The organism is Actinomadura rudentiformis (assembly GCF_008923185.1).
Lineage (GTDB): Bacteria > Actinomycetota > Actinomycetes > Streptosporangiales > Streptosporangiaceae > Spirillospora > Spirillospora rudentiformis.
On sequence record NZ_WBMT01000007.1, the window covers coordinates 69,932 to 95,493 of the forward strand.

General features: G+C 69.5%; 21 protein-coding genes. 10 read left to right on the forward strand and 11 right to left on the reverse strand.

Features of this window, described 5'->3' with window-relative positions:
• The 3 genes from F8566_RS16015 to F8566_RS16025 are packed head-to-tail and all read left to right on the forward strand — an operon-like array spanning position 1 to position 2,956.
• The gene (locus F8566_RS16015; protein ID WP_225993228.1) at positions 1 to 1,044 is read left to right on the forward strand and encodes a peptidoglycan-binding protein; all 1,044 of its coding nucleotides are present in this window, start codon (positions 1 to 3) and stop codon (positions 1,042 to 1,044) included.
• Positions 1,041 to 1,730: an ABC transporter ATP-binding protein gene (locus tag F8566_RS16020; RefSeq protein WP_151561043.1), complete on the forward strand. Its 690-nt coding sequence runs from the start codon at positions 1,041 to 1,043 to the stop codon at positions 1,728 to 1,730. The genes F8566_RS16015 and F8566_RS16020 overlap by 4 nt, the downstream gene beginning before the upstream one ends.
• Entirely contained in the window at positions 1,727 to 2,956 is a 1,230-nt protein-coding gene (locus F8566_RS16025) for an ABC transporter permease (RefSeq protein WP_151561044.1), read from the forward strand. Before F8566_RS16020 ends, F8566_RS16025 begins: the two co-directional genes overlap by 4 nt.
• 209 nt (positions 2,957 to 3,165) lie before the next feature.
• Here the strand turns inward: F8566_RS16025 and F8566_RS16030 are convergent, their stop codons facing one another.
• The 4 genes from F8566_RS16030 to F8566_RS16045 form a co-directional block, all read right to left on the reverse strand.
• Positions 3,166 to 4,686: an alpha/beta hydrolase gene (locus F8566_RS16030; RefSeq protein WP_151561045.1), complete on the reverse strand. Its 1,521-nt coding sequence runs from the start codon at positions 4,684 to 4,686 to the stop codon at positions 3,166 to 3,168.
• A gap of 118 nt (positions 4,687 to 4,804) precedes the next feature.
• Positions 4,805 to 5,719: a cellulose binding domain-containing protein gene (locus tag F8566_RS16035; RefSeq protein WP_151561046.1), complete on the reverse strand. Its 915-nt coding sequence runs from the start codon at positions 5,717 to 5,719 to the stop codon at positions 4,805 to 4,807.
• Positions 5,720 to 6,073: 354 nt separating this feature from the next.
• The gene (locus F8566_RS16040) at positions 6,074 to 7,219 is read right to left on the reverse strand and encodes an NAD(P)/FAD-dependent oxidoreductase (RefSeq protein ID WP_151561047.1); all 1,146 of its coding nucleotides are present in this window, start codon (positions 7,217 to 7,219) and stop codon (positions 6,074 to 6,076) included.
• Positions 7,220 to 7,228: 9 nt separating this feature from the next.
• Positions 7,229 to 8,773, reverse strand: coding sequence for an aldehyde dehydrogenase family protein (locus F8566_RS16045; protein ID WP_151561048.1), 1,545 nt, complete (start codon positions 8,771 to 8,773; stop codon positions 7,229 to 7,231).
• 163 nt (positions 8,774 to 8,936) lie between these two features.
• On the opposite strand from F8566_RS16045, the gene F8566_RS16050 reads away from it, so the two are divergent.
• From F8566_RS16050 to F8566_RS16070, 5 genes are all read left to right on the forward strand, one after another.
• Positions 8,937 to 9,998: a hypothetical protein gene (locus F8566_RS16050; protein WP_151561049.1), complete on the forward strand. Its 1,062-nt coding sequence runs from the start codon at positions 8,937 to 8,939 to the stop codon at positions 9,996 to 9,998.
• A 161-nt stretch (positions 9,999 to 10,159) separates the two neighbouring features.
• On the forward strand, positions 10,160 to 12,280 hold the full coding sequence (locus F8566_RS16055; RefSeq protein ID WP_151561050.1) for a thiamine pyrophosphate-dependent enzyme: 2,121 nt from the start codon (positions 10,160 to 10,162) through the stop codon (positions 12,278 to 12,280).
• 154 nt (positions 12,281 to 12,434) lie between these two features.
• Positions 12,435 to 13,412, forward strand: a complete 978-nt coding sequence (locus F8566_RS16060; protein ID WP_151561051.1) for an ornithine cyclodeaminase family protein — start codon at positions 12,435 to 12,437, stop codon at positions 13,410 to 13,412.
• A 400-nt stretch (positions 13,413 to 13,812) separates the two neighbouring features.
• A complete protein-coding gene (locus tag F8566_RS16065) occupies positions 13,813 to 14,316 on the forward strand; it encodes a SigE family RNA polymerase sigma factor (RefSeq protein ID WP_151561052.1) in 504 nt (167 codons plus the stop codon).
• On the forward strand, positions 14,309 to 15,436 hold the full coding sequence (locus F8566_RS16070; RefSeq protein WP_151561053.1) for a hypothetical protein: 1,128 nt from the start codon (positions 14,309 to 14,311) through the stop codon (positions 15,434 to 15,436). The genes F8566_RS16065 and F8566_RS16070 overlap by 8 nt, the downstream gene beginning before the upstream one ends.
• 262 nt (positions 15,437 to 15,698) lie before the next feature.
• Here F8566_RS16070 and F8566_RS16075 read toward each other — a convergent pair whose 3' ends face one another.
• Positions 15,699 to 16,055, reverse strand: coding sequence for a hypothetical protein (locus F8566_RS16075; RefSeq protein ID WP_151561054.1), 357 nt, complete (start codon positions 16,053 to 16,055; stop codon positions 15,699 to 15,701).
• Positions 16,056 to 16,129: 74 nt separating this feature from the next.
• On the opposite strand from F8566_RS16075, the gene F8566_RS16080 reads away from it, so the two are divergent.
• Positions 16,130 to 17,269 carry a hypothetical protein gene (locus F8566_RS16080; protein ID WP_151561055.1) on the forward strand — a complete coding sequence of 380 codons (1,140 nt, stop codon included), beginning with the start codon at positions 16,130 to 16,132 and terminating at the stop codon, positions 17,267 to 17,269.
• Between the two features lie 344 nt (positions 17,270 to 17,613).
• Here F8566_RS16080 and F8566_RS16085 read toward each other — a convergent pair whose 3' ends face one another.
• The 6 genes from F8566_RS16085 to F8566_RS16105 all read right to left on the reverse strand — a co-directional run bounded on the left by F8566_RS16085 (position 17,614) and on the right by F8566_RS16105 (position 23,352).
• A complete protein-coding gene (locus F8566_RS16085; protein ID WP_151561056.1) occupies positions 17,614 to 18,921 on the reverse strand; it encodes a sensor histidine kinase in 1,308 nt (435 codons plus the stop codon).
• Between the two features lie 164 nt (positions 18,922 to 19,085).
• Entirely contained in the window at positions 19,086 to 19,700 is a 615-nt protein-coding gene (locus tag F8566_RS16090) for a nitrile hydratase subunit alpha (protein ID WP_225993229.1), read from the reverse strand.
• Positions 19,687 to 20,004, reverse strand: a complete 318-nt coding sequence (locus tag F8566_RS51200; RefSeq protein WP_225993230.1) for an SH3-like domain-containing protein — start codon at positions 20,002 to 20,004, stop codon at positions 19,687 to 19,689. The genes F8566_RS16090 and F8566_RS51200 overlap by 14 nt, the downstream gene beginning before the upstream one ends.
• The gene (locus tag F8566_RS51205) at positions 19,997 to 20,260 is read right to left on the reverse strand and encodes an SH3-like domain-containing protein (RefSeq protein WP_225993231.1); all 264 of its coding nucleotides are present in this window, start codon (positions 20,258 to 20,260) and stop codon (positions 19,997 to 19,999) included. The genes F8566_RS51200 and F8566_RS51205 overlap by 8 nt, the downstream gene beginning before the upstream one ends.
• 279 nt (positions 20,261 to 20,539) lie before the next feature.
• Positions 20,540 to 21,472: a glycerophosphodiester phosphodiesterase gene (locus F8566_RS16100; RefSeq protein ID WP_151561058.1), complete on the reverse strand. Its 933-nt coding sequence runs from the start codon at positions 21,470 to 21,472 to the stop codon at positions 20,540 to 20,542.
• A gap of 101 nt (positions 21,473 to 21,573) precedes the next feature.
• Positions 21,574 to 23,352, reverse strand: coding sequence for an adenylate/guanylate cyclase domain-containing protein (locus tag F8566_RS16105; RefSeq protein WP_225993232.1), 1,779 nt, complete (start codon positions 23,350 to 23,352; stop codon positions 21,574 to 21,576).
• A gap of 503 nt (positions 23,353 to 23,855) precedes the next feature.
• On the opposite strand from F8566_RS16105, the gene abc-f reads away from it, so the two are divergent.
• A complete protein-coding gene (abc-f, locus tag F8566_RS16110) occupies positions 23,856 to 25,484 on the forward strand; it encodes a ribosomal protection-like ABC-F family protein (protein ID WP_151561327.1) in 1,629 nt (542 codons plus the stop codon).
• The last annotated feature ends 78 nt before the right edge of the window (positions 25,485 to 25,562 follow it).

The window sequence follows — 25,562 nt, forward strand, 5'->3', positions numbered from 1 at the left end:
TTGAACGGCAAGCGGACGGCCTTCCTGAGCGCCGCCTGCGTCGTCGTGATCGCCGGCGCCGGCCTCGCGACGGTCGGGCTGGGCGGAGGCGGCGGAACCCCTGTGGCGCACAGCGGGCTTCCGCCCGCGACCGCCGAGATCGAACGCACCACCCTCACCGAGACCGAGTCGGTGGGCGGGACCCTCTCGTACGGCTCCACGAGCACCGCCTCCACCGCGGGCGGCGGGACGCTGACGTGGCTGCCCTCGCCCGGCTCGTTGATCACCAGGGGCCGGACCGTCTACCGGATCGACAACAAGCCGGTACCGCTGCTGTACGGGAAGCTGCCGATCTACCGGACGATGGGCACCGGTTCTGAAGGCCCCGACGTCACGCAGCTCGAAGGCAACCTGAGCGCCCTCGGCTACAGCGGCTTCACGGTGGACGACGAGTTCAGCTCGGCCACCGCCACCGCGGTGAAGGAATGGCAGGAGGACCTCGGGCTGAAGGAGACGGGCAAGATCGCCCCCGGCTCGGCGATGGTCGCGCGGAACTCGATCCGGGTGGCCGAGCGCAAGGCGAACGTCGGCGACCGGGCGGGCGGCCCCGCGTTCACCTACACCGGCACGACCCGGGTGGTGACCGTGGACCTCGACCTGAAGTACCAGCGGCTCGTCAAGAAGGGCGCGCGGGTGACGATCGAGCTGACCGAGAACGAGACCACCAAGGGCACGGTCTCCAAGATCGGCAAGGTCGCCAAGGAGGGCAGCGGGGAGAACCCGGCGACCATCGAGATCACCATCGCGGTGTCGAAGCAGAAGGCGCTCGGCTCCTACGACAAGGCCCCGGTGGACGTCGCGTTCACCTCCGCCGAGCACGACGACGTGCTCGTCGTGCCGGTCGGCGCGCTCGTCGCGCAGCCCGGTGGCGGCTACGGCGTCCAGGTCGTTCAGGGCTCGACCGTCCGCATGGTGAAGGTCGAGACCCAGGCGTTCGCCGAGGGCCGGGTCGCGATCACCGGTCCTGGCCTCACCGAGGGCATGAAGGTGGGGATCCCGAAATGACCCCGGTCGTGGAACTGCAAGAGGTCACCAAGACCTATCCGGGCGACGTCACCGCGCTGGACCACGTCTCGGTGGCCATCGAGTCCGGCGAGCTCGTGGCCGTCGTGGGCCCGTCAGGCTCGGGGAAGTCGACCATGCTCCATCTGCTCGGCACACTCGACCGGCCCAGTTCGGGCACCGTGCTGATCCAGGGCCGCGACGTCTCCCGGCTCACCGACAGGAAGTTGTCGGCGCTGCGCTCGCGGCGGATCGGGTTCGTGTTCCAGCAGTTCCACCTGGCTGCCGGGGTGAGCGCGCTCGACAACGTCGCCGACGGCCTGCTGTACGGAGGAGTCCCGCCGGCGGAGCGGCGCCGGCGGGCGCGCAGGGCGCTGGAGCGCGTCGGGCTCGGGCATCGCCTCGGGCACCGGCCGCACCAGCTCTCCGGCGGAGAGAAACAGCGGGTCGCGATCGCGCGGGCAGTGGTCGGCGAACCGGCGATGCTGCTCGCCGACGAGCCGACGGGCGCGCTGGACTCCGCGACGGGAACCGGCGTGATCGACCTGCTGCGGGAGCTGGCGGCGGGCGGCACCACGGTCATCCTGATCACCCACGACCGCGACATCGCCGACCTCCTGCCCCGGCAGGTGCGGATGCGAGACGGGCGGATCGAACGGGACGACGCTTGGGCGGAGGTGGCGCGATGAGCCGCAGGCGGTCCGGACGCTCCTCCAAGGACGAGGGCGACGACGTCCCGGCCCGTCTCGCCCCCCGGGACGTGCTCAAGGTCGGCGGCGCCGGCCTGCGCGCCCGGCCGATGCGGGTGTTCCTCTCCGCGCTCGGCATCGCGATCGGCATCGCCGCGATGATCGGCGTGGTCGGCATCTCGACGTCCAGCCGGGCCCAGCTCCAGGACATGCTGGACAGGCTCGGGACCAACCTGCTGACGGTGGGGCCGGGCAACGACTTCTTCGGCGACAGCGCCAAGCTGCCCAAGGAGTCGGACGGCATGATCGGGCGGATCCCCGACGTGTTGTCCGCGTCCGCGACCGGCAAGGTCGACAACGCCAAGGTCTACCGCAACGATCGCATCGACGAGGGCGAGAGCGGCGGCATCAGCGTGCAGGCGGCCCGTCTCGGCCTGCCGTCCACGATCGGGCTGAAGCTGGCCGCCGGCAACTGGCTGAACGAGGGCACGAGCCGGTACCCGGCCGTCGTGCTGGGCTCCGCGGCGGCCGAACGGCTCGGGGTCGGCTCGCCCAATCAGCAGGTCTGGCTCGGCGCCAAGTGGTTCACGGTCGTGGGGATCCTGAGCCCGAACCAGCTCGCGCCCGAACTGGACAGCGCGGCGCTCATCGGCTGGGAGGCGGCGGAGACCCATCTCGGCTTCGATGGCCACCCGACCAACATCTACACGCGGGTGGAGAAGAAGTCGATCGAGACCGTGTGGGGCCAGCTGGCCCAGACCGCCAACCCCGAGTCGCCGAACGAGATCAAAGTGGCCCGGCCGTCGGACGTGCTGGCCGCCGAGCAGGCCACCGACCAGGCGTTCACCGGGCTGCTCCTGGGGCTGGGCGGGGTCGCGCTGCTGGTCGGCGGTGTCGGCGTCGCCAACACCATGGTCATCTCGGTGCTGGAACGCCGGGCGGAGATCGGCCTGCGGCGGTCGCTGGGCGCCACCCGGGGACAGATCAGGCTGCAGTTCCTCACCGAATCGCAGCTGCTGGCCGCCCTGGGCGGAGTGGGCGGGGTGGCCCTCGGCATCGTCGTCACGGCGGTCTACGCGCTGAGCCAGGGCTGGCCGACCGTGGTACCTCCCTGGGCCATGGTCGGCGGTGTCGCCGCGACCCTGCTGATCGGCGGGATCGCCGGTCTCTACCCGGCGATCCGCGCCGCACGCCTCGCCCCGACCGAGGCGCTCGCCACCCCGTGAGGGCCCCGCGATGACCTCAGTGCCCGCGATGAGTTCAGTGCCCGCGATGAGTTCAGCGATGGCCACATGCACCCGGCCGCCCACGCCGGGTGCGCCCCGGCGCTGACGTCCGGCGAAACCCCTCCCCGCCGGCATCAAGCGCGAGCACCCCGGTCCCGCCGCTGAACACGCGGCGGGACCGGGGCGGCTGTGTGCCAGGACACGGCTCCTTACGCAGCAGGGCAGTGGGTGCCTCGGGCGGGCACCTTCAGGTCGGTCAGGTAGCCGTCGACGGCGTTCTCCATGCAGGGCCCCTCGGTGGCGCTGCCATGCCCCCAGCCGTCGTAGGTGACCAGCACGCCCTTGCGGCCGAACTGCCGGGCGACCGACGCGGCCCACTTGTGCGGCGTGGCCGGGTCGTGCGCCGCGTTCACCAGGAGCACCGTCGGGGCCTTGCGCGCGGCCGGCTTCAGCCGATGCTGCGGGTTGGCGGTGGGAGCGCCCAGGCATGAGGCCGTCATGCGGAGGTGCATCATGTACGGCATGTCAGGCGCGGTCTTGTTCATCGTCCGTACCAGCGACGCGTATTCCCGGTAGTTGCGCACCGGCAACCGCCAGTCCGAACAGAACACGGGCAGCGCAGGCGGAAGCGGCGACAGCTTCGGGGGCGGGCCGGACGCCTCGCGCGTCTCCATGTCAACGATGTCCTTCGCCAGCAACGCGAAGTCGGGCCCGTAGAAGGCCCGGAAGGCGACCATGTTGACCAGGTCGCTCGACGTCAGGCGGGAACCGAGCCTGCCTGCCAGCCTCGGCGGGGTCGCCAGCTCGCCACGGTCGGCCTTGGCCCGCAGCTTCGTCCACACCGCGCGGACGTCGCGGTCTCGCAGCGCGCATTCCGCGTTGCCCGCACACCACTTCACGAACTCGTCGAACAGGTCCTGTCCGGACCCTGCGGCATCCCTCAGGAAGGCCCGCGTGGTGGGAACGCTGTGGTCCATCACGCTCTCCAGCACCATCGCCCGCAAATTGCGGGGATAGGTCTCGGCATACAGCGCGCCGAGCATCGCGCCGTACGAGCTGCCGTGGAAGGTCAGCTTCTTCTCACCGAGCGCGACGCGGATGGCCTCCAGGTCGCGGACGGTCTGGCCCGAGTCGAGGTGGTCGAAGATGCCCGCGGGCTTGGTGTTCGCCCGGCAGTCGTCGCGCAGGCGCTTGTTGTAGGCGATGGTGGACTCGAAGTCGGCCTGGCTCGTCATCTTCGGCGACGGCCGTTCGGCGAGCAGCGCGGGCGTGCAGGTCACCGGGCTGCTGAGACCCACCCCGCGCGGGTCGAAGCTGACGATGTCGAACCGGCGGCGGACCTCGGGGCTGAACCGGTCCAGGCCCGTCCCGACCCGTTCGACGCCGGAGTCACCCGGGCCGCCGGGGCCGAACACCAGGGTCCCGGTACGTGTCGCGGCATCGGCCTGACGGCGGGCTATCGCCAGGTCGAACTTCGGACCGTCCGGGCGGGCCCAGTCGATGGGCAGCCGCAGGGTCGCGCACTCGGCGCCCTTCCAGGCTTCCCACTTGGGGTCGTCAGGCGGCTTGCACGAGGACCACTGCACGCCGGTGGTTGCGGCCACGGCCGTCGCGTTCACCTCGGGAGCGGCGCCGGAGGCCGGGCTGACGACGACTCCTGTGGTGATCACTGCAGCGGCGCCTGTGCTCCATATGACGGCACGGCGCCAGGCTTGTCTGGCCTTGGGCATGAACGGTTCCTCCTGAAATGGATCTTGGGGGGCGTTGGTCACGCTAGGCCCGCGATCCGGCGGTGAGAACCGTTCTCAGGGGAGGTTCAGGGTCGCCTCAGGGGTGAACCAGGGCATGTCAGCGCGGCTCGCAGGCGCTGTAGTTGATGGTGCAGCCGGTGGGCGGATCGGTCCGGCCCCGCGCGAGGAACGTCACGGTGTGGCTGGCGCCGTTCGCCAGCGTGCCGCCGTTGACCACGACGGTCCAGCCTTCGCGATGCCACGGGAACGGCCACACAGCCCGCAACCTGGTGTGCCACGGAAGATTGAACGCCAGGCGCCAGCCCTGGAGCGTGGCGCCGCTCCTGTTGGTGACCGTGAAGGTCCCTCGGTACTCCCAGTAGCCGCTGTCGGAGCCCGTGTAGCTGACGGTGACCGGCGGTCCCGGAGGGGCGGTCCTCGGCTCCTGCTTGGGTGGGGTCGGAACCGCGGGCGGGGCTGGGGTCGTGGGCTTGCCCGTAGTCTGCGGCTTCACGGTCGGCGGCGATGCCGGCGACGGCGAGGAGCTGGGTCGCTTTGTCGGCTTGGCGGTCTTGGGCGGGAGCGGGCTCTCCTCGGACGAGGGAGTGGCCGTGGTCGGCAGGACCTCAGGCGCCTCACATCCGGGGGCGTCGCAGGCCTTCAGCGCTTGGGTCCGCGGAGGCCCGTCCTCGTCCCCGAAGACGGCGTTCAGCCCCACCAGCGTGGCCCCGAAGGTCACCACTCCCGCCGCGCCGGCCGCCACGAAGCGCCACGGAGGCTGCCGCCGGTCCCTGGCCCTCCGCCGCCCTGCTCTGCCCTGCCGCCCGGGCGCCCCGTCCGGCCCGGCAGGTCCCTGCGCGGACATGACGGCGCCCGGCATGCCACTCTGCACACCACCCGGCACGGCGCCCGGCACACCGCTCGGGACGGCGGCCGCGCCGGCGGCGGTCCCAGGGCGGGCGACGACCAGGGTGTCGGGCCAGACGACACCCTGGGGATCACGGCCATAGGGCCGCGTGCCTTGCTCTGACATGAAGCCACCCGTTCATGTAGGCCCGCGATCGTGCCGACCCCGCAGCGGCTTCGATCCTCATGGAACTCAGCGCCATGCGGGGCCAGGACGTTACACACCGGGCTGAACATACCGTGGCCTGGCGATTCCTTGATCCAGGTCTGGGCGAAATGCCCTCGGACCAGCGAAAGTAGGCATCCAGCGGGGTCCGGCCCTTCGAACGCAGGGGCCCGCAGCGTCCCGCACCGTCGAGGATCAGCTAGTCCACGGCGGTGGATGTGACCCGTGGCCGCCCCGTCGTAGCGGGCAGCCGGAAGCGCAAATCGGCCTGAGGAGCCCGGTCCACGAGCCGACCCGCCTCAGGGCCGAGCAGGTTCACACACAGTTGATCTCCGGTCGCAGCAGATCGCCCTCCAGGCGGCGGGCGTCAAAGGGGGCCACGTCCACGAACGGCTCACGGCCGAGATAGAGATCGCGGATGACCTCGCCGACCGCCGGCCCCTGGAGAAACCCGTGGCCGGAGAAACCGGTCGCGTAGAGGAAACGGTTCACCCCGGGAGCCTCTCCGATGAGGGCGTTGTGATCCGGGCTCACCTCGTACAGCCCCGCCCATCCCGTCGCGATGCCCACGTCCAGCAGACTCGGCGCCCGCGTGGCCATCGCTTCGCCCAGCCGGGGCAGCCAGGCGTCGTCACGCTCCAGCCGGAATCCGGGGCGCTCGTCCGGATCGGACATGCCGAGCATCAGCCCCTGGCCCTCGCCGTGGAAGTAGAACGTCGTCGCGAAGTCGATCGTGAACGGGACCGGGCGCGGCAGATCCGGCATCGGCTCGGTGAACACAATCTGCCTACGCAGCGGGGTGACCGGGAGGTTCACTCCCACCATGTCGCCGATGGCCGCCGACCAGGCTCCGGCGGCGCACACCACCGCCGACGTCTCGATACGCCCGCGAGAGGTGCGCACGGCCCTGATGCCGTCGCCCATCTCGACGTCCAGCAGCTCGCAGTGGGGCAGCACCCGCGCGCCATGACGCCGAGCACCCGTCGCGTACCCCAGCACGACCGACTCAGGCGTGCAGTGCCCGTCATCCGGGGAGAACGTGGCGGCCAGCAGACCATCCGTCTCGATCAGCGGCGACAGCCGTTTCGCCTCGTCCACCGAGATCATCCGGCTGGGCACGCCCAGCTCGTTCTGCAGCGCGACGCTCTGCTCGAACGCCGCGACGTCCTCGGCCGTCGACAGCAGGAACAGGTAACCGACCCGATGCAGGTCGATCTCCTGTCCCGGACGCTGCCCGAACCGCCCGAACGCCTCCAGGCTGCGCGCCCCGAGCTGGATGTTGACCTCGTCGGAGAACTGCGCCCGCACTCCCCCGGCCGCCTTGCAGGTCGAGCCCGAGCCGAGCTCGTCCCGCTCGATCAGCACCACGTCCACCCCGGCCTCCGCCAGATGGAACGCGATGCTCGTCCCCATCACGCCCCCGCCGACGACCACGACGTCGGCCGATGCCGGAAACTCCACCCGGGCCCCCTAAAGCCGGAAGCCGAGATCGGCGTCGATCTCCAGTACGTCCATCTGCGCCTTCTGGAGGCGGCCCGAGTAGTCCCAGTTCATCGACTGCCAGCGCGTGAACTGGTCGAGCACCCAGATCCCGGACTGCCGGCTCCCGTTGCCCGAACGCCCGTTGCCGCCGAACGGCAGATGCGCCTCGGCGCCCGAGGTCGAGTTGTTGACGCTGACCATCCCGGCCCGGATGCCCCGCCGGAACGTGAAGGCCTTCTTCGGATCCGTCGTGTAGATCGCCGACGACAACCCGTAGCCCGGCGCGTTCGCCAGCGCGATCGCCTCGTCCAGCGTCCGGTAGGTCGTGACCCCCACGATGGGCCCGAACGTCTCGTTCAGGAACAGCTCGTCCTCGGCCGTCACCCCGTCCACGATCACCGGGTGGTAGTAGAGCCCGCCGAGATCTCCCACGAAGCCCTCGCGCGGCTGGCTCTCGCTGATCCGCCCCACCGCGCCCGACCCGTGGACCCGGTGCCGCGCGGGATCGATCCACCCCAGCGACTTCTCGAAGCCGTCCGCGAACCGCTCATTGATCAGCGGGCCGAAGAGGATGCCCTCCTCCATGGGATCGCCGACCTTCGCGGCCCGGGTGGCCGCGTCCAGCGCCCGCACGAACTCCTCGTGCACCGACTCGTGGACGATCACGGTCCCCAGCGACGTGCACCGCTGCCCCGCCGTCCCGAACCCGGCGAACAGGGCCCCCTCCACCGCCAGCTCCAGCTCGGCGTCCTCGGTGACGACCATCGGGTTCTTGCCGCCGAGCTCCAGGCAGGGTGTCTGCAGGTGCCGCCCGCACAGCTCCCCGATCCGCACCCCGACCTCCGTGGACCCGGTGAACCCCACCTTGTCGACGAGACCTTCGCCCAGCGCGGTCTCGAGCCCCCGGAAGGTCTCCGCGCCGTCCGCGTAGACCACGTTCAGCACGCCCTCAGGCACGCCCGCGTGAGCGAAGAGCTCGTAGAAGGCCTCCGCGCACGCCGCCGCGTACTCCGCGGGCTTCCACACCACCGTGTTGCCGCACAACAGCGCCGGGACGATGTACCAGGACGGCACCGCGACGGGGAAGTTGCCCGCCGTGATCACGGCCACCACGCCCACCGGATCCCGGAACGTGAACAGCTGCTTGTCGGGCATCTCCGAAGGCACGGTCTGCCCGTACAGGCGCCGCCCCTCCCCCAGGAAGAACGCGCACGTGTCGGCGATCTCCTGGACCTCGCCCAGGGCTTCCCCGTACGGCTTCCCGACCTCCCGCGAGACGATCTTCGCGAGCCGCTCCTTGTTGGCCTCGACCAGCCGCCCGGCTCCCGCGATCACCTGGCCCCGCACCGGAGGAGGCACATCGCGCCAGGCGTCGTGGGCACGTCGCGCGGCCCGGCAGGCGTCGGCGAACACCCCGGCGTCCCCGAGTCCGACCTCGGCGACCACATCGTCCGGCCGGGCCGGCGACGTGGACACGTAACGATCTGCGGTCGGCCCCACGCGGGACCCGGCGATGATGGAGGAGAGCGTCATGCCCCCAGACTGCGCCCCCGGGCCGCTCCCGCCAAGATCAGAGGGACCACGTTTTCTTACGAAGATATTAAGCATCTCGCGCCCCTCACTACGCCAGCCATAACTGGCAAGATGCGCGATAGGCTCTCCGGACCCTCCGATATCTGGCTTCCCGGGAGATCCCTTGCGCCGCCTCGTTCTCGGAATGCTGACCGCCCTCGCGGTCATGCTCTCGTTGCTCTCCCCGCCCGCACACGCGGCGGCCGACCCGCACATCACCTCCGCGCGGATCTCGATCGCCTCCAACACCACCTGGGTCAAACCGAACGGTCAGGTCACGCTGACCGGCCTCCTCGAGGGGTACGACCAGACGTCGTCGACCTGGATCCCGCTGCCCGGCAAGGACATCGAGTTCTACGTCTCGACGAACACCCCCGAGCGGCCGACGACGACCACCGACGCCAACGGCCGGTACCGCCTGGTCACCGCGGTCCGCGAGACCATGACCTTCGAGGCGCACTGGGCCGCGGACTCCAGCGTGGGCTACGGCGCCACCAGTCCCGCTGTCCGCATCACCGTGCCGACCCGCGTCAAGATCTCGTTCCACGAGTTCCGCTACAGCCCGTACGGCAAGCTCCACGTGGCCGGCTATCTCGACGCCTACCCGCAGAACATCTCCACTCTGCTGCTGGAGTACTCGTCGAACGGCCGCGCCCCCTGGAAGCTGGTCAAGAAGTTCCGCCCGACGGACGGCTCTTCGTTCCGCACCACCACGCAGTGGAACAGCTCCGGCTACTGGCGGATCCACACCAAGGCCAGCCGTGACCATCTGGAGGGCTTCAGCCCGGTCCGTCTGGCCTTGCGCTGGCGTACCGATATCTCCAAGATCAGCGTGTCGCCGGGCAAGGTCCGCAAGAACCGTTACGTCACCGTCCGCGGCACCCTCACCCGCTGGTACAACACCAGGCGCCGCGGCCCCTACAAGGGCCAGAAGGTCGCGATCCTCTTCCGCTTCAAGGGCAAGAAGACCTGGTACCTGGCCGGGTGGGCCAAGACCGACTCCAGGGGCCGCTTCAGCAAGAAGGTCCGCGCCTACGGCGACGGCTACTTCGCCGCCGAGTTCACTGGCGGCGCCGGCACCTTCGCCTCCGGTTCCCCCAACATCCGCTACGTGAACACCTACAAGGCCGGCCTCCTGCCCACCACTCGCCAAGCCGGCCCTTCAGCCCCCGTCTGGACCTCCTGACACCTCGGCAGTACCTTCTGACCATTGCCATCAGGCCCCCGCTCCAACCGGTTGGAGCGGGGGCCTGATGGCATCAGCTCGGCTTGCTTACAGGAACGTTAAGAAGATCGTGGTCTCCTTGCACTTGGCTGGTCCGGGGGATCAGGCCGATGCTCTGAAGCATGTCCACCGATGCCTATTTCGCGGAGACGGTCGCGGCCCTGGAGCCCGTCGCACCGCATGGTCATTTGCCTTTTCCGAGCGAACGATGCCTGGAGCTCTTCGACGCGCAGCTGGGGAGCCGGCATCTCGATCTAGCGGCTCGGTGGTTGCAGTCGCGGGGCCGGGGGTTCTACACGATCGGATCGTCGGGCCACGAGGGGAACGTGGCAGTGGCCGCCGCGACGGGGCCGGGCGATCCGGCCTTGCTGCATTACCGGTCCGGGGCGTTCTTCCTGGAGCGGGCCCGGCAGGTGCCGGGGCATCGGGCCCTGCGGGATGTGCTGCTGGGAGTGGTCGCGGCGGCCGAGGAGCCGATCGCGGGCGGGCGGCACAAGGTCTTCGGCAGCCACTCGCTGGGCGTCATCCCGCAGACGTCCACGATCGCGTCACATCTCCCCCGTGCGGTCGGCGTGGCCTTCGGGATCGAACGGTCGAGACGAGTCGGCGTCGAAAACCCGTGGGGCAAAGAAGCCGTGGCCGTGTGCAGCTTCGGGGACGCCTCAGCCAACCACTCGACGGCCACCGGAGCCATCAACGCGGCTGTGCACTGCGGATATCAGGGATTGCCCATGCCGCTTCTGTTCGTCTGCGAGGACAACGGGATCGGGATCAGTGTGCGCACTCCCCAGGGGTGGATCCGATCCGCGTACGGATCACGCCAAGGGTTGGAGTACTTCGCCGCCGACGGACGCAACTTGGCCGAGGCGTACGTGGTCGCCCAGGAGGCCGTGAAGTTCGTGCGGGAGCAGCGGCGCCCGGCGTTCCTCCACCTCAAGACCGTGCGGCTGATGGGCCACGCCGGGTCGGACGTGGAGTCGGCCTACCGAACTCCGGCGGAGATCGCCGCCGAGCAGGCGGGAGACCCCCTGCTGGGTACGGCCAAGCTCCTTGTCGATCACGGAGTCGCCACCCCGGACGAGATCATCGCCCTCTACGAGACCAAGCGCGACGAGGTCATGGCGATCGCGGCGGAGGTCGCGCAGGTGCCGCGGTTGAGGTCGGCGCGCGAGGTGATGGCTCCTCTGGCGCCGCCCCGGCCCGCGATGACACCCCCGAGCAAGCCCTCACAACAAGCGCTGACGTTGGCACAGTCGATCAACCGGACTCTCGATGACCTGCTGGCGAGCGTTCCGGAACTCCTGGTCTTCGGGGAGGACGTCGCGCGGAAGGGCGGGGTGTACGGGGTGACGCGGGGGCTGCTCAAGCGCCACGGAGCCGCGCGCGTCTTCGACACGCTGCTCGATGAGCAGGCCATTCTGGGACTGGCGCTGGGAACGGGCGTCTCGGGCTTCGTGCCGATGCCGGAGATCCAATACCTGGCGTACCTGCACAACGCCGCCGATCAGCTGCGAGGCGAGGCGGCCACCCTGTCGTTCTTCTCGAACGGGCAATACCGGAACCCCATGGTGGTGCGGATCGCCGGCTACGCCTACCAGAAGGGGTTCGGCGGCCACTTCCACAACGACAACGCCATCGCGGCCCTCAGGGACATCCCGGGGCTGATCATCGCGTCGCCGTCCAGGCCGGCGGACGCGGCGGGGATGCTGCGGACCTGCGTCGCGGAGGCCAAGACCAACGGGCGGATCTGCGTCTTCCTGGAGCCGATCGCGCTCTACCACACACGTGACCTCTACGAGGAGGGCGACGAAGAGTGGCTGGCGGCCCCAGAGGAGCCCGTCGAACTGGGACGCGCCCGTACCCATGGATCCGGCACAGACCTCACCATCGTGACGTTCGCCAACGGACTCCCGATGAGCCTCCGAGCCGCCCGTACCCTGGCCGAGTCCGGCATCAATGCCCGCGTCCTGGACCTCCGATGGCTATCCCCCCTCCCGGCCGAGGACCTGCTCCGAGAGGCACGCGCCACCGGACACGTCCTCGTAGCCGACGAGACCCGCCGCAGCGGCGGCGTCTCAGAGGGCGTGCTGGCAGCCCTGTCCGATGGAGGTTTCGAGGGGCGTACAGCACGGGTGACCAGCGAGGACAGCATCATCCCCCTGGGCGACGCCGCGTACCACGTCCTCCTGTCCGAGACCGACATCGAACAAGCCGCCCGCAAACTGCTACAGGCCACGGACTGAGCGAGGCGGAGGGTCTGGTGCGCGTTCTGAGCCTGTGACGTGCGGGTACCTCCCGTCGAGATGAGCAAGCGCGCGATCTCGTACAGGGATCGATAAGCACCGTTTGGCCTCCCGCTCTTGGCAGTGCGGCGCCGGATCGTGAGGATGACCTTGTATGACCGACGTTCTCCTCTTGTCAGCGGCCGACGTGCACGCGGTGTTCGACGTCGGCACGGCGATCGAGTCGCAACGCGCCGCGTTCACCGCCCTCGGCCGGGAGGAGGCGCTCCTCGCGCCCCGGTCACTGCTGCCCTCCGGCGATGACGTCGCGTTCTGCTACGTCTCCCAGCTGCCGGGGACCGGCCCGGTCGCCAAGTTCGGCAGCGTCAACCCCGGCAACGGCGAGCGCGGTCTGCCCAGCGTCTCGGCGATGGTGACCGTGCTGGACGAGACCACCGGCCGTCCCGTCGCGATCATCGAGGGCACATCGGTCACGACGCTGCGCACGTCCGCCGCGAGCGCGGTCGCCGTGGACCATCTGGCCCGCACGGACGCGTCACGGCTGGCGATCATCGGCTGCGGCGTCCAGGGGCAGGCCCATGTACGGGCGATCGCCGCCGTCCGCACCCTCAGCGAGATCCGCCTCTACTCCCGCACGGCCGCGTCGGCCACGGCGCTGGCGGCCAGTCTCGAAAAGGAACTGGGACTCTCCTTCAACGTCGCCGGAAGCGCCCAGGAGGCCGTCGAAGGAGCCGACATCGTCGCGGCCTGCACGACCAGCGAGCAGCCGGTGGTACGCGGCGCGTGGTTGTCACCGGGCTGCACCGTGATCAGCGTCGGCTCGTTCACGCCCGACCACTCCGAAGTCGACGCCGAGGTACTGGCACGCGCCGCCGCAATCGTGGTCGACGACGTGGCCACCGCGGCCGAACAGGCGGGCCCGGTGGTCAGCGCCCTGCGTGACGGCGACCTGGCCGAGGCCGATCTGCTGCCGCTGGGCCGAGTGACCGCCGGCCTGGCCACCGCCCGGCGCACGCCCGAAGACATCATCTTCTTCAACAGCGTCGGCCTGGGCGTCCAGGACACAGCCGCCGCAGCCAGAATCGTCGACCTGGCCCGCACCAAGCGAGCCGGCACCGTCGTCGATCTGTAAACGAACGCCCAGATCCGCGTTGAGCACCCAGATCAAGGTCAAGCCCGTCCACAGGTCAGCCCGCAGACCGGCGCTGGCCGGCAAGCAGGTTGGCGCGCGGTGGCGCGCGGGTAGGCCCACTGGTAACGCGCAGATTGGTGCGCGGGCCAGCACACAGTTACACGCAGATCGACATGCAGTTTTGCGCCGCCTGGCGCCGAGGCCGACGCACCGATGAGCACCTAGATCGGCGCACGCGATGGCGCGCTGGTGACGTGCGAGTTGGCGCGCAGATTGGCGCGGTTCGCACGGTGGTGAGGTGCAGTCGGCGCGGTGGGCGTTCACCCGCCTTGGAATCGGCGGAAGATGGCATGCAGCAGAACGGCGGTGTGAGGTGTCCCTGGCTATAGGGAGGTAAGCCGTGCCGCAGCCGGATCTGGGGCCGTTCGAGGAGTTCGTCGAACACCGACTGCCCGCGCTCTACCGGTATGCGCGCGTGCTGACCGGCAACCGGCACGACGCCGAGGACCTGGTCCAGGAGGCGCTGACCCGTACGGGCGCGAGCTGGCGGCGGGTACAGCGCAAGGACGACCCCGAGGGCTACGTGCGCATGACGATGGTGCGGCTCGTCGCCAACCGGCGCCGGCGGTGGGGACGCGAGGAGCTGACGCCCGACCCGCCGGACCGGCCGGTCGCCGACCACGGCCTCGACCGGGTGACGGGCGACGCCGGATTCGCGGCGGCGCTGGCCGGGCTGGGCCCGCGCATGCGAGGCGTCCTGGTGCTCCGGTACGTCGACCAGCTCAGCGACCCGGAGATCGCACAGGTGCTCGGCTGCTCCCCCAGCACCGTGCGCAGCCAGGCGGCCCGTGCCCTGGCCAAGCTGCGCACCACCGTGACCGCCGAGGAGGAGTCCCGTGGATGAGTTCGAGCTCAAGGTCGCCGAACACCTGCGGACCGCCGGCGGCGACGAGCGGCCGCCGTCCGGGCTGGGGGCCCGGATCGTGTCCCGGGCCGGGCACCGCCGCCGCCGGCGGCACCAGCTGGCCGCCGCCGTGGCGGTCGGCGCGGGCGCCACGCTGGCCATTCCGGTGATCGTCATCTCCGTGAGGGAGCAGACCTCTCCCGAGCCGAACTCGTCGGTGACCCAGGCGGTCACCGTGTCACCGCAGCCGGCCGTGGCGACGATCTCGCGGAGGCTTCCAGGTGGCGACCGGTTCAAGGCGATGGCGCTTGGCCCGGACGGGACGGTGCTCGGCGGGGCGGTGACCATCGACAGCGACGGCTTCGTCGATCCACGCCCGGGTGTGTGGCAGATCAAGCCCGGCGGCGCGTCGGCGGAGCACGTCTCGGACACCCCGTCCGGGTCGCTTCCGTTCCTCTGGCTCATGGCCGTGGGCGGATCCGGGCGCGTGTGGCCTGAACGCGAGACGCTGAAGTGCCTGCCCGCCGGTAAGAGCGGCCGGGCGAACACTCTCAAGGCACGCTGGGACGGCCGCGAGCCGTTCTTCGCCGGCAAGGACGTGATCGTGTGGAGTGATCCCGACCGTGGCGAGCTGATCGTGGCGAACGGCTGCGAGGGCGAGCCCCGGAGGCTGCCGGTGAAGGCCACGCTGGAGGCGTTCGCCCACCCTTACGCGTTCGTCCGCCCGGGGTCGAGCGGCCTGGTCGAACAGGTGGATGTCCGGACGGGCGCCAAGACCACGATCCGGACGGACGCCGATTCGTCCGCCGTGTTCGGTGCGGGCCCGGACACGCTCGCCTGGGCATCCGGCGACACGCTGACCGTGCACACCCTCCACTCCGGCGCACGCCGGACCGTCCACGGGCTGCCCTACGCACGCAAAGCCGAATACGGCACACGGATCACCGTGGGCGATGGCCTCGTGGTCTATTCGGCGTCCCACCAGGACACCGATTCCGCCCGGTCGCTGGTCTACGACCTGCGCACCGGCAAACAGTCAATGCTCCAGGGCGACGCCTGGGCGTCCGGCGACCTACTCCTATGGCGCGAAGCCGACTCCTACCGCCTCGCACACCGCTGAGGCCCGCAACGCAAGCCGGTGAAGCCTGCCACATACGCCGCTCACAGCCGCTAACCACGCCGCTGAGGCCCACCCCCCACCGCACACGGCCGCCGCGCACGCCGCTAACGGCTGCCGCGCCGCCGCTGAGGCCCGACGCGCATACCGGTGAGGCCCGCCCCGCCACCGATGGCCGCCGCCTCACCACCGCAGACGGCCGCCACGCACGCCGCCGACCACCGCTGGGGGCTGTCTCGCATGCCCATTGACCTGTGCCGCCTGGTCAGTGGGCCTTTCGGGTCGGATCGGTGAGGGCGGCGATGAACGCGGCGGACTCAGCGAGCAGCGCGCGCCAGCGGGTGCGGTCTTCGGGCGTGCCCGTCGCGGGCACCACGACCCATTCGCGCATGCGCCGTCCGCCGAGCACGCAGTTCTCCCCCTCGCCCTTGCCGACCAGCTCGTCCACGCGCGCCGCGGGGACCTTGAGGAAGAGCCGCTCCTTGGACACGAACGCGAACGACTTGCCGTTGAGCTGGAGTGAGTCGCTCTGCAGCATCTTGCCGACGGTGACATCGGGCCGCGTGAGCTGTTCGGCCGCGAGCTCGTCGAAGAGTTCCTGCGCTGTCGGGTTTCCGGGCATGGTCCGAGCCCACCATCCCGTTCGAGAGCAGGTCAAGGGGTGGTGGCGGGCGCAAGGGGTGACACACTCGGAGGATGGAGCTCATGCCTCCGTCCCCCGAGTGGGAGGAGCGATGGGAGCGGCTTCAGATCGAGCTCGACGAGCGGATCCGCAGCTGCGACTGGCCCCTGCTCGCCCTCGCCGAATCCACTGCCCTGCCCGGGCCACGGATGCTCGGCGACGTCTCGATCACGAACGGGGAGTTGCGCGAGGTGGGGTTCTCGTACGGCGATCCGATGCGTTCTGGTGGCCCGCTGATCCAGGTGCAGACGGCATCCATCCCGGCGGGGCGGGACGTATGGCCCGACGACCTGCGCGACCTACTGGAGCAGGAGCTTGATCGGATAGGTGACCGGTCCGACGTGGACGGCCCCGCCGAAGACACGCGACTGGTCGTCGAAGGGGCTGGCCTGTCAGCGGTTCTGGTCAGGGCCGGTGCGCGGTTGTGGGCGGCGCGCTGCGTGTACGAGGGACGCCAGGTGACGGTGACCGCTCGCGACTGGGAGTTGGACGGCATCCGGCTGGTCAAGGTCACCGATCCCGAGGTGTTCTTGAGCGGGCGCCGGGACTATATGACCGCGCTGCGGAGCCGCGTCCCGGCCAGGCCATCGGACCACGCCGGACCTCCAGACCACGCTTCGGAACAGCCTGTCGACGTTGCCAACGCGCATCGGACGCTCGTCCGGGCATGCCTGGAGCAGACGGCTGAGTTCGCGTCCCGAAGCCGTGACCGGGGCCGGGATCGGCGGGGGCGCCGGTTCCGCGGCGTTCTGCCCGAGCGGTACGGCGATATGTGGGATGCGGCGGTGCGGGCGCAGATGCGGTTGTCCGACCAGAGCCGGGAGGAGGCGAACGCGGCGGTCACCGCGCTGGTCAACCAGCTCACCCAACTACAGGAGAAGGCAGTCTGGTTCGCTGACGAGCGACTGCGTGAGGCCGCCGTCACCGAGACGCTGCTGTATTGGAGCGGGTTGACCGAGCGCGTACGCAGCCGGCCAGCCCAACGATCATGGCACCACGCCTGGGCCGTACGGACGACAGGACTCGCACGGCAGTTGGGCGGCACGGAGGCGTCCCCCGAGGAGCTCAGACGGCGGCATCGCGACATCCGCTCAGCCGAAAGCGCCTGGCTCGACGCCTGGACCACATGGGCCACCACCTTCCCTGAAACGTAAGGCCCGCGCCGGCAAACTAACGCCCACATGAGGCCCGCAGGGACGCCCAGTTGAGGCCCACGGTGACACCCAAGTGCAGCCCACGGTGACGCCCAGGTGAAGCCCGCGGCGAGTCCCTGCGGCAAGGCGCACGTGAAGCCCGCGGCGAGGCCAGCGGTGAATCCCTGCGGCGAGGCCCAGGTGACGCACACGGTGGGGCACACGGCGAGGCGCCGCGGCAAGGCCCACGTGAGGCCTGCGCGGCGAGGCCTAGGTGAGTCCCACGGGGAGGCCCGCGGTGACGTTGCCGGTGCCGCCCGACGCAGTGAGGCCCATGTCAGACACGCGGGGATGCTGCGTCGGGGTCAGTCGCTGCGCGGGATGCGGAGGACGAAGCGGGCGCCGCGGGCGCTGTCTTCGATACGGAGGGTGCCGTTGTGGGCGAGGGCGACCTGTCGGGCGATCGGGAGACCGAGGCCTGTGCCCCCCGCGTCGCGGCTGCGGGCGGCGTCGAGCCGGGTGAAACGCTGGAAGACGATCTCCCGGTCGCCGGCCGCGATGCCCGCGCCGTCGTCGGTCACCTCCAGGATCGCCGAGTCCCCGTCCACCCCGACAACGACCTGCATTGTGCTCGTCGCGTGCCGTTCGGCGTTGTCGAGCAGGTTCGTCAGCAGCCGCGCCAGGCACAACCGGTCACCGCGCACCGTCACGCCGGGTTCGAGTTCGGTGACGATCTCCTTGGTCCGCGGCGATCTCGAGACCTCGGCGTCGACCAGGTCGGCGAGATCGACCAGATCGCTGCCTTCCCGGGCTGCGCCGGCGTCGAGCCTGGCCAGTTCGAGGAGGTCGGAGACGATGTCCTGGAGCCGATCGAGACTGGTGAGCACCGCCCGGCCGACCTCCGGCCAGTCGGTGTCATCGGGATGCAGCAGCGCGTCCTCGACCTGGGCACGCGCCGCAGTGATCGGGCTGCGCAGGTCGTGCGAGGCATCGGAGGTGAAGCGGCGCTGCTGTTCGATCGCGGCGTCGAGACGGTCGAGCGTGGCGTTCGCGGCCTCGGCGAGGGCCCTGAGTTCGTCCTGGTTGGGCGGTACGGGCACGCGGCGACCGGACTCTGTCGCGGTGATCTCCGCGAGCTTCGCCCGGATCGCGTCCACCGGGGCGAGGGTCTGGTCCACCGTCCGCCAGCAGCCGACGACGGTGATCAGCACCAGGAGCACCGAGAGGCAGAGCAGGAAGACGACGAGGTTCGAGCTGACGTACCACGGGATGACGTCGCCGGCTGCGTAGATCGTCCAGTCCCCGTCCGGCTGGTAGACCCGGAACGCCACCACCTGCATGCAGCCCTTGAGCCCGGCCGGCGGGCAGAGCATCCGGATCGTGTAGACACTCTGCTCGGAGGGCTTGAACGAGGCGATCGGCGGGTGGCCCTTCAGGTTGGCGGACAGCGAGACGACCTGGTCCTTGGCGTTCAGGACCTGCAGCCCGGCCGTCTCACCCCGTGGCAGCACCGCCGGCAGCCGGTCTCGCTTGATGAGATGCACCACCTCAAGGGCCGCGGAGATCGTCTTCTCCCGTTCGAAGTCCTCCACCTGGCCGCGGACGCCGAGAAGCACGAGCATGCTGACGCCCCCGCAGACCAGGGCCGCGATGGCCCCGGCTGTCAGCGTCATGCGCACCCGGATGGACCATCGCCGTTCGCCGACCACTCGACCTCCCGAGGGTGAGACAACCACCCTGCAGGCAGGCCTGCACCCCGACCTCCCCACATACCGACCAGGAGAAGGCAAAGAACCGGTTCGTCACCTGGTCACGAGGGATCACTCGCCGCGAGGGGTCAGACGAGCGCCGTTCCGATGAGCCCTTCGCGGGTGACCAGCCGGGTGAGGGCCTCGTCGTCCAGATCCGCAGTCCCGTCCGGCCGGCGTGGCAGCACCATGTAACGCGCTTCGGAGTTGGAGTCCCAGACCGCGATCTCCAGCTCCTCTGGCAGCTCCAGCCCGAACTCGGCGAGCACAACGCGCGGCTCGCGGACCACGCGGGCCCGGTAGGCATGGCTCTTGTACCAGGACGGGGACGGCCCGAGCAGCGCCAGTGGATAGCAGGAGCAGAGCGTGCAAACGACCACGTTGTGCACGGTGGCGGTGTTCTCGACGACCCTCAGCTGGAAACCCTGGCGGGCGGGATCGGCCGAGCCGACCCCGAGCTCGGCGGCGGCCGAGTTGCCGTCGGCGAGCATCCGTTCCCTGAACGCCGGGTCGGTCCACGCACGTGCCACGAGCCGTGCGCCGTTCATGGGCGAGGCGCGTTCAAGGAACTTGGTGAGGTACGCGTCCAGATCCGCGTCGGTCGTCAGCCCTGCGGCGACGACGCGTTCTTCCAGCCTGCGCACCCGCGCCGCGACCGGCAGATCGGCATGGCTCTCGGAGTTGCCTCCCTCAGCATGGCTCAAGGTACGACTCCCAGAGGTCGACGGCGACGGTATGGTCCCCGACGCCCCACAGGTCGCGTGCCGCGAACCGTACGACATGGACGGTCTCCACACGCGGCGGCTCGATCCCGCGTGCCCGGTCGTCCGGCAGCGGCGCGGCACCGTGCGAGTGAACGATCTCGCCCAGCTGACCGCGTACATAGCGCGGGACTCTGGTGTGATGCTCGGGATCGACGGCGCGTACGCGGACCCTGTCGCCCAACGTGAACGCGGCGGACGAGGGCTGGTCCTGGGCCTGAGGCAAGGCCGCCCGTGGATCAGGCAAGGCCCTTCGCCTCCAGCAGGTCTTCGATGGCCATGAGCCAGCGCTCGTAGTAGGACGTGCGCAGGTAGGTCTCCGGCGGGATGCGTTCAATGGCGTCCCGGAACTCGTCCACGTTGTACGCGCCGGCGCGCAGGAGCACCGAGCTCAGCGCGAAGACGCGGGCCTCCCAGGCGGCATGGAACGCGGGCTCGCCGCCCACGACCACCGGTACGGGACCGAAGCCGAGTTGCCCGCCCATGTCGTGCACCCTGCTCATGCCCCGACGCTAACCGTCGAGATCTCCCACCGGAAGGCCCGTCGTCGTGTCCCTGGTTTGTCGTATACGTGGTCTGTCGTGTAGCTGGTCTGTCGTGTCCCTGTCTGTCGTGTCCCTGTCTGTCGTGTCGATGGCCTGTCGTAAAGTCGGTCCGTCGCGTGGCCGGTCAGTCGTGTCACCGGTTAGTCGTGTCACCGGTCTCTTGTGACGCCGGTCAGTCGTGTGGCCGGTCCGTCACATGGCCGGTCCGTCGTACGGCCGGTCCGTCGTATGGCTGGTCTAACGTTCGCGGAGGACTCGGTTGAGTACGTCGGGCTTGTTGGTGATGATGCCGTCCACACCGAGCTTGAGGGCGCGGCGCATCTTGGCGGAGTCGTCGATCGTGTAGGTGAAGGCCTCCATCTTGTAGCGATGGATGCTCTTCACGTAGGAGGCGGTGAGGCCCGAATATCGCGGGTTGATCTGGTCGGCCCACCGGGAGAGCGCGGGCAACTGGGCGGTCGACGGCCTGCCGAGCAGCCCGATCGGCACTTTCGGAAGGAGCCGGTTGAAGCGGCGCGCGGAAGTGAAGTCGAACGACTGGACGATGAGCCGTCGCTCTCGTGGATCGTGCCGGAGCCACGAAGGGTTGCGGAACAGCTCGTGCGCGATGCGGCGTTCGATCCCGGGATAGCGGCTGGGCGCCTTGATCTCCAGGAGCAGGCCGAGGCCGCTGTTCCTCATGACACGCAGCGTTTCGCCGAGGGTCGGCACGCGCTCGCGCCTGTATCTGGAGCTGAACCACGAGCCCGCGTCGAGCCTGCGGATCTCGGCGAGCGTGAAGTCGGAGACCCGCCACGGTGACCGGCCCGGGAACACCGACTCCACGTTGGTCGTACGGGCCAGCGTGGTGTCGTGCATGAGCACGAGCTTGTGGTCCTTGGTCTCCTGCACGTCGATCTCGAAAAGATCGGCGCGCTTCGTCCGGGCCAGTTTGGTCGCGGCGATCGTGTTCTCGGGAGCGGCAGCGGAAGCACCACGGTGTGCGACGTTGGCGATCTTGCGAGTGGCCTTCGCGGCGTTGGCGGCCTTGGCCACTCTGGCGGCGTTGACCGATGTCGTCTGCGTTGCGGGTGTCGCGGGAGCGTTGGCGGGGGTGGCGTCTGCGGTAGGGAGCGGGAGGGTCGTGGCGGCCACGGCGGCGGCGAGGGGAAAACCGAGCCGTTGGAACATTGTCACCTCGAACAGGGAGAGGAACCGTCCCTGTCAAGTTTTGTTGCGCACGATGAAAGCGAAGTAACAACGCGATAGCAGGTCGTGTACTCCTGGTGACCTTATTTGTCTGACTGATCCGATACCGACCCCGGCGATTCGGGTGACTCGGGAATTTCAGAGGATTTACGTGTTTTGGGGACTTGGGTGCGCGAACGAGCCCCGGCTTCATGGCTCGCGCGGATCGCCCGCCGCAGCCGCCTCCGAACGCGGGGTCTCCGGAACCGCCGCCGGATCCGTTCGCTCTCGACGGCGCCCGGTGCGATGACCTTGGGCAGGAGGGGCAGTCGGGGCGCGGCCAGCCGCGTCGGACGGCTCCGCCCTCGCAGAGTCACCGACTCTCCGAGGTCCCATTTGTCGGCCTCGGAGAGGTGCGCCAGCTCAAGCACGGTGCCCGAGGCGAGGACGCGGCCCGGCGCGACCTTCGCCAGGTCGCTGAGGCGCGCGGCCTCGTTCACCGGGTCGCCGATGACCGTGTATTCGAAGCGCTGTTCGGCACCGATGTAGCCGGCGACGACGGGCCCTGCCGATACTCCGATCCCGGCGTCCACCTGCGGGACCTCCGTACGCAGCCGGAACGACAGCTCGCGGGCGGCGCCCAGCGCGGCACCGGCCGAGTCCTCCACGTCGGTAGGCGCGCCGAAGATGGCGAGCGCGGCGTCACCCTCGAACTTGTTGATCCATCCGCCGTGGCCGTTGACCGTCTCGACCACGACACCGAAGAACTGGTTGAGCAGCGTCACCACCTCGTCGGGCGCGTGCGTCTCGGCCAGCCGCGTCGAGCCCGTGAGGTCGACGAACAGCACCGAGACCTCACGGGTCTCACCGCCCAGTTCGACATGGCCGTTCTCCAGCGCGAGGCCCGCGACCTCTTCGCCCACGTGCCGTCCGAACAGGTCACGCAGGCGTTCGTGGTCGCGCAGCCCGGTGACCATGTGGTTGAACCCGGACTGGAGCTGCCCGACCTCGCTGGCGTCGTACACCTCGATCTCGGTCTCCAGATCGCCGCGTTCGACCCTGGCCATGCCCTTGCGCACGGTCTTGATGGGGTCGGCGATCGCCTGCGTCGCCAGATAAGTGACCGCCATGCCGACGAGCAGCGCCGTGCCTCCCAGCCCGAGGATGGTGATCGCCAGCTGGGTGGTGCCGATGCCTCCGGCGGCGAGGGCCCCGATGGCCACGCAGACCAGCCCGAAGACCGGTATCGCGGTGCCGAGGGCCCAGGCCAGCATCACCCGCGTCGTGACCCCGGGAAGCTTGACCCAGCGTGGATGCTCGGTGGTGAGGACGAGCGCGGCCGCCGGTCGCAGCAGCCGTTCGGACAGCAGATAGACGATCGTGCACGTGGTGGCGGCGCCGAGAAGGGACGTGAGCCCTGTCTTCACCGCGAGCCGGACGGTGAACATCACCAGGTCCAGGACCGCGATGCCGAGCGCGCCGAGCGCCCACAACGTCCCCATCACGAGCGTCACCCGGAGCGGTCCGAGCAACACAGCGCGCCGCTGCTGCCGGTCGGGCGTGCCACCCTCCCGTACGAGCCGTACGACCGGACGCCACAGCCGGAAGCCGAGCGCCAGCGCCACCGGAACCGCGAGCACCGGATAGCTGAAGAACGCGATCACGTTGACCAGCCGGGCGTGCGTGAGGTCACTGTCGGACATCGGCGGGTCGGGCACCACGAACAACGCGAACAGCAGCACCACCAGCGCCCCGACCACATTGGCGACGCCGACGACGCAGAGAAGCACCCACCGCACGCGGACTTCGAGCATCGTGCGCGGAACGCTGGGGAGAGTGTCCAACCGGGCACCGAGCCTGCGTGCCACCGCCTTGCCCGTCACTGTCACCGCCTCGCCGGTCGCACCACACCCCGGTCACAACACAGGACGATCTCACGATAGAACGCAAAGCCCGCGAACACCCTGGGGTTATGACCACCGTCACAGAGAGTACAGAGGGTATAGCGGTATAATTGCGGCTATGAGTTGTTCTGGCGCCGGTCCCGTGGGGATCTGGTTCTACTGACCTCCCGCGCTGACGCGGCGTTCTGATTGCACGCGTCGGGCGCGGTCGAGCATGCCTGCTCTCAGCATGACCACGCGGTGCATCGTGTCGTGTCGCGTCCCCTTCGCCCCGCTGCCGGGACCTCATTTTCTTCGCATCCCTTAGGCGCGCCTTCGAACCACGCCCTGTGGTATCCGTACGCGCCGTGAGATGTCCGTACGCGCCCAGAGGTGTCGCACCGGCCCGGTGAGCGGGATCAGTCCTGATCAAGGTCCCTTCCTGGCCCTGCCCTGCCTGCATGGCAGAGGCGGCCGGGAGCAAGCATCTGGAGGTCGACACCATGACCCGCCACCGCCCACAACACACCGAAACTTCCCAGCTCAGCCTCAAGGACGTAACGAAGGCGTACGAGGGCCGAGTCGTACTCGAACACGTCACCCTCTCTGTACGCAGCGGCGAAAAGGTCGGTGTCATCGGAGAGAACGGTTCCGGGAAGTCCACGTTGCTCCGGCTGCTGGCCGGCGAGGAGAAACCCGACACCGGAGACATCACCGTCATGGCCGCTGGCGGCGTGGGCCACCTAGGCCAGACGCTCGACCTGGCGCCCGAGCTAACCGTGGCCGACGCGATCGACCATGCCCTCGCCGACTTGCGCGAGCTGGAACAACGCATGCGAGAAGCCGAAGCCACCATGGCCGACGCGTCTCCAGAGGAGATGGCCGCATACGGCGACCTGCTCACGGCGTACGAGGCACGCGGAGGATACGAGGCCGACGCCCGCGTAGATGCGGCGATGAACAACCTCGGCTTGGCGCACATCACCCGCGACCGCGTACTGGGCAGCCTGTCCGGCGGCGAGCAGTCACGGCTAGGGCTGGCCTGCGTCCTGGCAGCCGCACCCGAACTCCTTCTACTGGACGAGCCGACCAACCACCTAGACGAGCAGGCCGTGACGTGGCTCGAAGGGCAACTCCAGGCACACCGGGGCACCGTCGTCACGGTCACCCACGACCGAGCGTTCCTCGAAGGTTTCGCAACCGCGATCCTGGAGGTCGACCGGCATACCGTCACCCGCTACGGCAACGGATGGAACGGCTACCTGACCGGGAAGGCCGCCGCTCGCCGACGCTGGGAACAGGAGTACGCGGAATGGCTCAGTGAGATCGACCGGCAGACCCAACTGGCCGAGTCCGGCGCCGAACGACTCGGATCGCTAGGACCGGTCAACCGGGAACAGCGCATGTCGGGTCGCCACCGCCGTTCCCACGAGGGCGGCGTGTCCGCCCTGATCCGCAACGCCCGCGAACGCCTGCAACGTCTCCACGACAACCCAGTCCCACGCCCGCCAGACCCGCTCCGTTTTACTGCCCAAATTGAGGGCGGCAAGGGCGACGGGCTCACCGCAGAACTGACGGAGGTCAAGGTCTCCGGCCGACTGGACATCGAGGAGTTCAAACTCGCGCCAGGCGAACGGATGTTGCTCACCGGCCCGAACGGCGCAGGCAAAACAACGCTGCTCCGCGTCCTGGCCGGGGATCTGGCCCAGGACCACGGCAAAGTGAAGCGGCCAAAAAGAATCGGTTACCTGCGCCAGGAGCTACCAATCGAAAAGTCCCGGCGCAACGTCCTAGCCCTCTTCGCCGAAGGCCTCCCCGGCACCGCCGCCGACCACGCCGACACCTTGCTAAAACTGGGCCTCTTCCGCGAAGAAGACCTGGAACGACCAGCATCGGCCCTATCCATCGGCCAGCGCCGCCGCCTAGAACTGGCCCGCCTGGTAACCCGTCCAGCAGACCTCCTGATCCTGGACGAGCCCACCAACCACCTATCCCTTGCCTTGATCGAGGAACTAGAAGAAGCCCTCGACTCGTACAAGGGATCGCTGCTGGTGGTCTCACACGACCGCCGCTTCCGGAGCGGATTCACCGGCACTCGCGCAGAACTACGAGAAGGCCGCCTAGCCGCCTGACCAATCGGGGCGCCCCAACAAACATCACCGGGGCGCCCCACACCCCCGCCGACCAGCCCCACAGCCCTTCGGAGACGC